Origin of the sequence: Arthrobacter sp. CAL618, from assembly GCF_000468215.1 — a bacterium.
GTDB lineage: Bacteria > Actinomycetota > Actinomycetes > Actinomycetales > Micrococcaceae > Arthrobacter_D.
The window spans coordinates 7,712-13,973 of sequence record NZ_ASZW01000027.1 but is presented as its reverse complement, the minus strand read 5'-3'; the positions used below and the strand labels follow the sequence as shown (position 1 = coordinate 13,973).

Below are 6,262 nucleotides of genomic sequence, written 5' to 3'. Positions count from 1 at the left end.
CCCCGCCAGGCGCCGCACGTCCTCCCCATCGACGTACACGTTGACGTACCGGCGCAGGGCGCCCGTCTCGTCACGAATACGCCGGGCGAACACCGGATAACCCTCGTGCAGGGTGTCGAGTAGCTGAGCGAGGGGGACCGGCGATTCAGCGGCGACAGGCACCGATGACCGGTCGCCGATCAAGGGCCGCAAGAGGGTCGGAATCAGGACCGTCACACCGCCCGAGGTGGCGCCCACCCTAGGAGCCGACGACAGCTGAGGCGCGGACACACAGGACGTCGGGCAGGTGGGAGACCACTTCGGTGAACGTTGCGCCCTCGTCGGCGCTCGCGTACACGGTGCCGCCCCGGGTGCCGAAGTACACACCCACCGGGTCCAGCGCGTCCACGCCGGCGGCGTCCCGCAGCACCGCGTTATATTCCTTCTCCGGTAACCCCTGGTCCAGCCGCGTCCAGGAGGATCCGGCGTCGTAGGTGCGGTGCACTGCGAGCCTGGCAGCTGGCGGGATGCGTTCGCCGTCGGCCTTCAGTGGGATCACCCACGCCGTTCCAGCACGATGCGGATGCGCGAGCATCACAAATCCGAAATCCGCGGGCAGGCCCTCGGCAATTGATTCCCAGGTTTCGGCGCTGTCGTCCGACCGATAGACCCCGTGGTGGTTCTGCGCATACAGTCTCGTGGGCTCCACCGCGTCGCGGGCTATCTTGTGCACGCACTGACCGAATTCGGGGTTGGGGTCGGGCATGAAGTACGCCGAAATGCCCTTGTTCCGCGGCGTCCAGGACGTTCCACCGTCGTCGGAGCGATACACCCCGCCAGTGCTCATCGCCACGTGGACTGTGTCGTCGACCGGGCTCGGAGCCACTGAGTGCGCTGCGGCGCCACCGAAACCGGCACCCCATTCGGGGCGGTGAGGGTGATCCCATAAGCCGCGATTCAGTTCGAAGTGCTCGCCGTAGTCGGTCGACTTCCACACCGAGATGGGCTGACAACCGGCCCAAACCACTCCCGGGCGGTCGGCGGAATCGGGATGGAGCTGCCAGATCCGTTCGACGGCAGCGTCGTCGTCCGCCGCGAACTTGATAGCACCGTGTTCGGGTTCAGACCAGGTGGCGCCGAGATCGTCGGAGTAGACCACCGTCGGGCCCCAGTGGTAGGACAGCACGCCCGCCATGATCCGGGTTCGGCCCTCACGGGTATCGATGCCCACGCTCGCCACCTCCTGCATCAAAAAGTGTGGGTCGGAGAGCGTCCAGGTCAGCCGGTCGGTGCTGGTCGCAAGCCAGAGGCCCTTCTTCGTGCCGATGGCCAGGAGAGTTGTTGTCATGGGGTCCTCGGTTCAGTGGGTAACTGATGTGAACACTGTAAACAATGGCATAGGCGCGGTGTCCTGTACATAGGTCGATCGGACGCCGCGGCGTCGTCGGCGACGTGGCAGGCTTGGGTCAGCGCACCGACTTCCGTTCGTAGATTGCCATCGACCAGGCGTAGCCGACGGCGATGATGACGGCGCACCACCCGAGCGACAAGCCAAGGTTCCAGTCCAGTGGGTTGCCAAGCAGCAACCCGCGGATAGCTTCGATGAAGGGGGTAAACGGCTGATACTGGGCAAACCACTGCAGCTAACGACGTCGCATCCTGCGACCGCCGCGGTGCCGGCGTCAGCCCGGATGAGAGTAGACAGGATATGGATCGTTGTCGTTTTACCCGCGCCATTCTGGCCGAGTAGGGCTGTAACGGTTCCCGCACTGACGTGGAGGTGGACGTCGTCGAGCACCACCTTGTTCCCGTACGATTTCCGCAGCCCCTCAACGCTGATTGCTGAAGTTCCCATGTCTGGTTCCTGGATTCTGTGTTCTCGATGAGCGCGCCCACCTACGGGGCGCGGTTGATGGAAATGCTGCCGCCATGGGTGCGTGCCCGGACGGCTACTGACTGCTCTGATGGCGCTGGAGCCTGATCGCCGGTGAGCTCATTGCGGATCTGGCCAAGCTTTGACGCCAGGTCGAGCCAGGCGGCGACGCCGCGCCGCACCCCGATGCTGATCTGGCCGAACCCGCTCTCGACGGCGATGCTGCCGTTTGAGACGTCGGGGAGGGTGATGCTGCCGTAGGCTGTCTTGGCCGTGACGGATGCCAGCGCCCGGGCGATATGGAGGTCGCCGTAGGAGAGCTTCGCCTCAAGTTCACCCGCGGCTTCCTCCACTGAAATGGCGCCATGGGAGGCCTTGAGGATGGCGTCGCCGGTGATGGCGCCGACCCGTATTTGACCGTGGTCGGCAGTCACCTCGGCACCACCTCCGACCGAGCCGACTGTCGCGTTGCCGTGGCCGACCCGCAACCACAGGTCGCCCGTGGCGGCGTCCACTTCCACGGGGCCCATCGAGCTCTTGATCCGGGTGGCGCCCAGGCGGCCGATGGTGCGCACACCGCCGACAGCGATTTTGACGGTGAGCCGCGAATCGGCTGGCAGCTCGATGAGCAGGTCCACCGATTCGGTGGGGCCAATCACGCTGAAGCGGGGCTTTGGGCCGGAGATAGTGAGCCGTTGCCCGTCGAAATCGACGGTTGTCGCTTCGGCGCCCCGGCGGTCGACCGCCCGGTCCGGGTTGGTGGCCGAAACGGTGACCACCGTGTCGGGCCGGTCGCTGGCAATGACGTCGATCGCACCGACCTGCAGATTGATGGCGAGGTCGATGGCACTGGGGGTGGTGTAGGTAGGCATGCTGAAGTACTCCCCTTGGTAGGCGTGTGTGTATTACCCCGCGGGCTCGCGTGGTTAATGGAGTTGTCAGGCGGACGGGTTAGCGCGCCCAGCCCGCGAAGTTGTCGCCGGTGCGCAGGGCACGCTGCGCTGAGCGTCGTTGCTTGGGCTGGAGCGCGGCCGCTACCGCCCGGACCAACCAGGTGTTGACTGATAGACCGTCGGCCGCCGCCGCATCATCCACCCGCGCCTTCAGCGCGTCGGGAAGACGGAGTGTGGTCCGGGTGGTGCTCGCATCCTCATGGTCAACAGCCACAGAGCTCGGTCCGTCCGCTTCCGTCTCCACTGCGGGCAGGGAGACCACAAACTCGACCTCCCGGCCCCTGAGTCGGAGGTCCACGGACCCAGGTGCCAGGTCCCGGGTAATTTCGCCGGCTGCCGCCGACAGGACATCGAGCAGGACGATCCGGGTTGCAGCATCCAGCCCGGCGGCAAGCCGTTCGGCGATTGCCCGGGTGTCGTCGGCGCCGGTCTCGGAGGCGTCCACCAACTGGCGTTGCAGGTCACGGATGTACTGCCCTAGTTCCATCTCACCATCGTGACACCACAGTGGTGTCACGTCAAGGGATAAGTGGTGTCACTTTCTGAGTGGCCCGCGCTGCCCCCGGTAAGCTGGAGCAATGGCCATCTTCATAGACCCCCCGCTATGGCCAGCCCACGGGACCGAATTTTCCCACCTGATCTCGGATACCTCCGTCGCCGAGCTTCACGCTTTTGCTGCCGTCGCCGGGATTGCCGAACGGGCCTTCGACGGCGATCACTACGATGTTCCGGCCCGCCGCTACCGCACACTCGTGGCCTTGGGGGCGAGGGAGGTGGATTGCGGAACCCTGACCCGGATCCTGATCTCCAGTGGTTTGCGCATCCCGGCCCGGCAGCGCGCGCCGAGGTTACGGCGTGCCCTGCTGGTGCGGTGGGGTGCGGTGGCGCCGCAGGCTCCACAGTTGGGTGAGAGCCTGCTGGGCCGATGGTCCGAGGCGCATCGCCGCTACCACACACCCTCCCATCTCCTCGAGGTGCTGGAGGCGCTCGATGTGATTTTCCTGCCGTCCGACGACGAGCACCTGCGCCGCCGGGTCCGGCTTGGCGCGTGGTTTCACGATGCCGTCTACGAGGGCGTCGCCGGAGCGGACGAGCGAGCGTCTGCTGCCTTGGCCCAGGATTGGCTGTCAGAGATAGTGCCGGCAGCTGAGGTGGCGGAGGTGGCCAGACTGGTGCACCTGACCGCGTCACACGACCCGATACCCGGCGACCGCGCCGGCGAGCTGCTGTGCGACGCGGATCTGGCCGTCCTGGGGAGGCCGGAGCACCAATACGGGCAGTATGTCGCGGCGGTACGCCAGGAATATGCCCACGTGTCGGATCACGACTTCACTGTCGGCCGCAGCGACGTCGTGCGGCGGCTCCTCGCCATGGACCGATTGTTCCGCACCGTCCCGGCGCAACGACTGTGGCTGGAAGCCGCTCGCGCCAATCTGCTGAACGAGCTGCGGCCCTGATCTTCCTCCGGGGTTTCGTTGCAGGACGGCTGATGCCTCGTGACACAATTGTTGACACTGTTTACTTTTAGTTGTCCGAAGTTAGGTTGAGGGCCTGTGACCCAGCAGTCGAATCCGCGCACCACGTACCGGCACGGTGACTTGCGGCGGGCGCTGATCGCAGCGGGAACCGAGCTGGCGCGTGAGGGTGGACCCGACGCCGTCGTCCTTCGTGAGGTGACCCGCCGCGCCGGTGTGACCCCGAACGCCGCCTATCGGCACTTTGCTGACAAGAGAGCGCTGTTGTGGGCTGTATCCCTTGCCGCACAGTCGAGACTGGCGGCAGCTATGGAGGAGGAGCAGTCAGCGATCGACGACGACGACGGCGCTCGTCTCGGCAATGTCGGGCTCGCGCGCGCGAAACTACGCGCGGTCGGGGCCGGGTACCTGCGTTTCGCCCAAACCGAGCCGGGGTTGTTCAGAACCGCATTCGCCAACCATATTGACCTGCGGGACGCTGCGATTGAAGACTCTGCCGGGCCGCACGGCAGGACCCCGTTCCAGCTGCTGTCCGACGCCCTGGATGCGCTCGTTGACGCCGGGGTGTTGCCGGTTGACCGGCGTCCGGGTGCGGAATTTGTTGCCTGGTCGGCGGTGCATGGGCTGGCCATGCTGGTGATCGACGGCCCGCTGCGCGGGTTGGACGCCGATCAGCGGTTGAGTGCCGCGGGGCGCCTGCTGGAAATGGTGGAGAAGGGGATCTAGTCCTGGTCGAGGCTGGAGTGGTGTTTGCGGCGGACGACATAGCCGGTCGCAAGAGAGGCGATCGCTATCGCGATCAGGAGCGCACCGATCCCGAGGTTCAGCCCGGCACCTGCGGGCACCGCCTCATTGAGCGCAGCGGCCCTGGCGAAATCGGAGATGCCCTGCGGGATGAAGAGAGTGCTCAGGAAGAAGGCCACCAGACCGCCGATGAAGAACCAGACCTGTTTTTGCATTGAACTCTCCTGTGCGCCGTCGTGCCCCGGCATTAAGCCTAGCCGACCAGCGTCCCTTGACCGCTTCCACTCGGGTAGGAGACGGTTCGGAGCAAGGCATTAAGGTGGCACTGTGACCACCGCACTGCCTGACACCCGCGAGCTGAGCCGCCGGATCCTTCACCTTGCCGTGCCGGCGTTGGGCGCGCTGATCGCGGAGCCGTTGTTCCTGTTGGCCGATTCAGCCATTGTGGGGCACCTGGGTGTCGACGAACTTGCGGGCGTTGGGCTGGCGTCCACCGTGCTGCACACCGCGGTCGGGCTGATGGTCTTCCTCGCCTACTCGACCACGCCCGCCGTCGCACGGTTCCTGGGCGCGGGGCGGATGCAGGATGCGGTGGCAGCGGGCCGGGACGGGATTGGCCTGGCACTGGTGCTGGGCATGGTGTTGTCCACCGCGGGCTGGGTGCTGGCGCCCGGACTGTCCTCTCTGATGGGCGCCGAGGGGCAGGTGCATGACTTCGCCGTCGACTACCTGCGGTATTCGATGCCTGGCCTGACCGCGATGCTGGTGGTGCTCGCGGCAACCGGCGTGCTCCGCGGCCTGCAGGACACCAAAACGCCGCTGCTGGTGGCGGGCATCGGTTTCACGGTGAATATCGGCCTCAATTTCCTCCTGGTGTACGGGCTGGGGCTCTCGGTGGCCGGGTCGGCGCTCGGGACCAGCATCACGCAGTGGGGGATGGCCGCCGTGTACCTGACCATCGTCTACCGGCTGTCCCGAAAGAACCGGGTCCCGCTGCGCCTGTCCTGGCTTGGACTACGGGCGACGGCGCGGGTCGGCTCGTGGCTCATGTTGCGCACCATGAGCCTGCGGGCCGCAATCCTCGCCACGGTCTACGTCGCGACGGCGCAGGGGTCGGTTTCCCTCGCCGCACATCAGCTAGTGATGACCATCTTCATCTTCCTTGCGTTTGCCCTCGATGCGATCGCCATCGCTGCGCAGGCCCTGATCGGCAAGGAACTGGGTGCCGGCGACAAGCC

At 66.0% G+C, this 6,262-nt stretch carries 8 protein-coding genes and 1 pseudogene (1 of these 9 only partly in view); 3 read left to right on the top strand and 6 right to left on the bottom strand.

Going from position 1 to position 6,262, the window contains the following annotated elements:
* From K728_RS0101500 to K728_RS0101480, 5 genes and pseudogenes are all read right to left on the bottom strand, one after another.
* On the bottom strand, window positions 1-237 hold a 237-nt coding region (locus tag K728_RS0101500), incomplete at its 3' end, for a thiamine biosynthesis protein ThiS (RefSeq protein WP_024475636.1).
* A gap of 1 nt (window position 238) precedes the next feature.
* A complete protein-coding gene (locus tag K728_RS0101495) occupies window positions 239-1,327 on the bottom strand; it encodes a WD40/YVTN/BNR-like repeat-containing protein (RefSeq protein WP_024475635.1) in 1,089 nt (362 codons plus the stop codon).
* Between the two features lie 309 nt (window positions 1,328-1,636).
* Window positions 1,637-1,834, bottom strand: a pseudogene (locus K728_RS20345) (ATP-binding cassette domain-containing protein); the annotation flags it as partial.
* Between the two features lie 41 nt (window positions 1,835-1,875).
* Window positions 1,876-2,724 carry a DUF4097 family beta strand repeat-containing protein gene (locus K728_RS0101485; RefSeq protein ID WP_024475634.1) on the bottom strand — a complete coding sequence of 283 codons (849 nt, stop codon included), beginning with the start codon at window positions 2,722-2,724 and terminating at the stop codon, window positions 1,876-1,878.
* A gap of 79 nt (window positions 2,725-2,803) precedes the next feature.
* A complete protein-coding gene (locus K728_RS0101480; protein WP_024475633.1) occupies window positions 2,804-3,292 on the bottom strand; it encodes a hypothetical protein in 489 nt (162 codons plus the stop codon).
* Between the two features lie 91 nt (window positions 3,293-3,383).
* On the opposite strand from K728_RS0101480, the gene K728_RS0101475 reads away from it, so the two are divergent.
* Entirely contained in the window at window positions 3,384-4,262 is an 879-nt protein-coding gene (locus K728_RS0101475; protein ID WP_024475632.1) for a DUF4031 domain-containing protein, read from the top strand.
* Between the two features lie 96 nt (window positions 4,263-4,358).
* Complete coding sequence (locus K728_RS0101470) at window positions 4,359-5,006, top strand: TetR/AcrR family transcriptional regulator (protein WP_024475631.1); 648 nt, start codon at window positions 4,359-4,361, stop codon at window positions 5,004-5,006.
* Here K728_RS0101470 and K728_RS0101465 read toward each other — a convergent pair.
* Window positions 5,003-5,239 (bottom strand): hypothetical protein, encoded by a 237-nt coding sequence (locus K728_RS0101465; protein ID WP_019482106.1) that lies wholly within the window; start codon window positions 5,237-5,239, stop codon window positions 5,003-5,005. The genes K728_RS0101470 and K728_RS0101465 overlap by 4 nt on opposite strands.
* A 112-nt stretch (window positions 5,240-5,351) precedes the next feature.
* Here K728_RS0101465 and K728_RS0101460 point away from each other — a divergent pair, with 112 nt between their 5' ends.
* A protein-coding gene (locus K728_RS0101460; RefSeq protein WP_024475630.1) for an MATE family efflux transporter crosses the window boundary here: on the top strand, window positions 5,352-6,262 show its 5' portion. It continues 430 nt past the right edge of the window; only the first 911 of its 1,341 coding nucleotides appear in the window; the start codon lies at window positions 5,352-5,354; its stop codon lies beyond the right edge, outside the window.

What these genes read in the sequence shown, in the direction of transcription:
- K728_RS0101495 (WP_024475635.1), bottom strand. Translation starts at nt 1,327, where the DNA reads ATGACAACAACTCTCCTGGCCATCGGCACGAAGAAGGGCCTCTGGCTT.
- K728_RS0101485 (WP_024475634.1), bottom strand. Translation starts at nt 2,724, where the DNA reads ATGCCTACCTACACCACCCCCAGTGCCATCGACCTCGCCATCAATCTG.
- K728_RS0101480 (WP_024475633.1), bottom strand. Translation starts at nt 3,292, where the DNA reads ATGGAACTAGGGCAGTACATCCGTGACCTGCAACGCCAGTTGGTGGAC.
- K728_RS0101475 (WP_024475632.1), top strand. Translation starts at nt 3,384, where the DNA reads ATGGCCATCTTCATAGACCCCCCGCTATGGCCAGCCCACGGGACCGAA.
- K728_RS0101465 (WP_019482106.1), bottom strand. Translation starts at nt 5,239, where the DNA reads ATGCAAAAACAGGTCTGGTTCTTCATCGGCGGTCTGGTGGCCTTCTTC.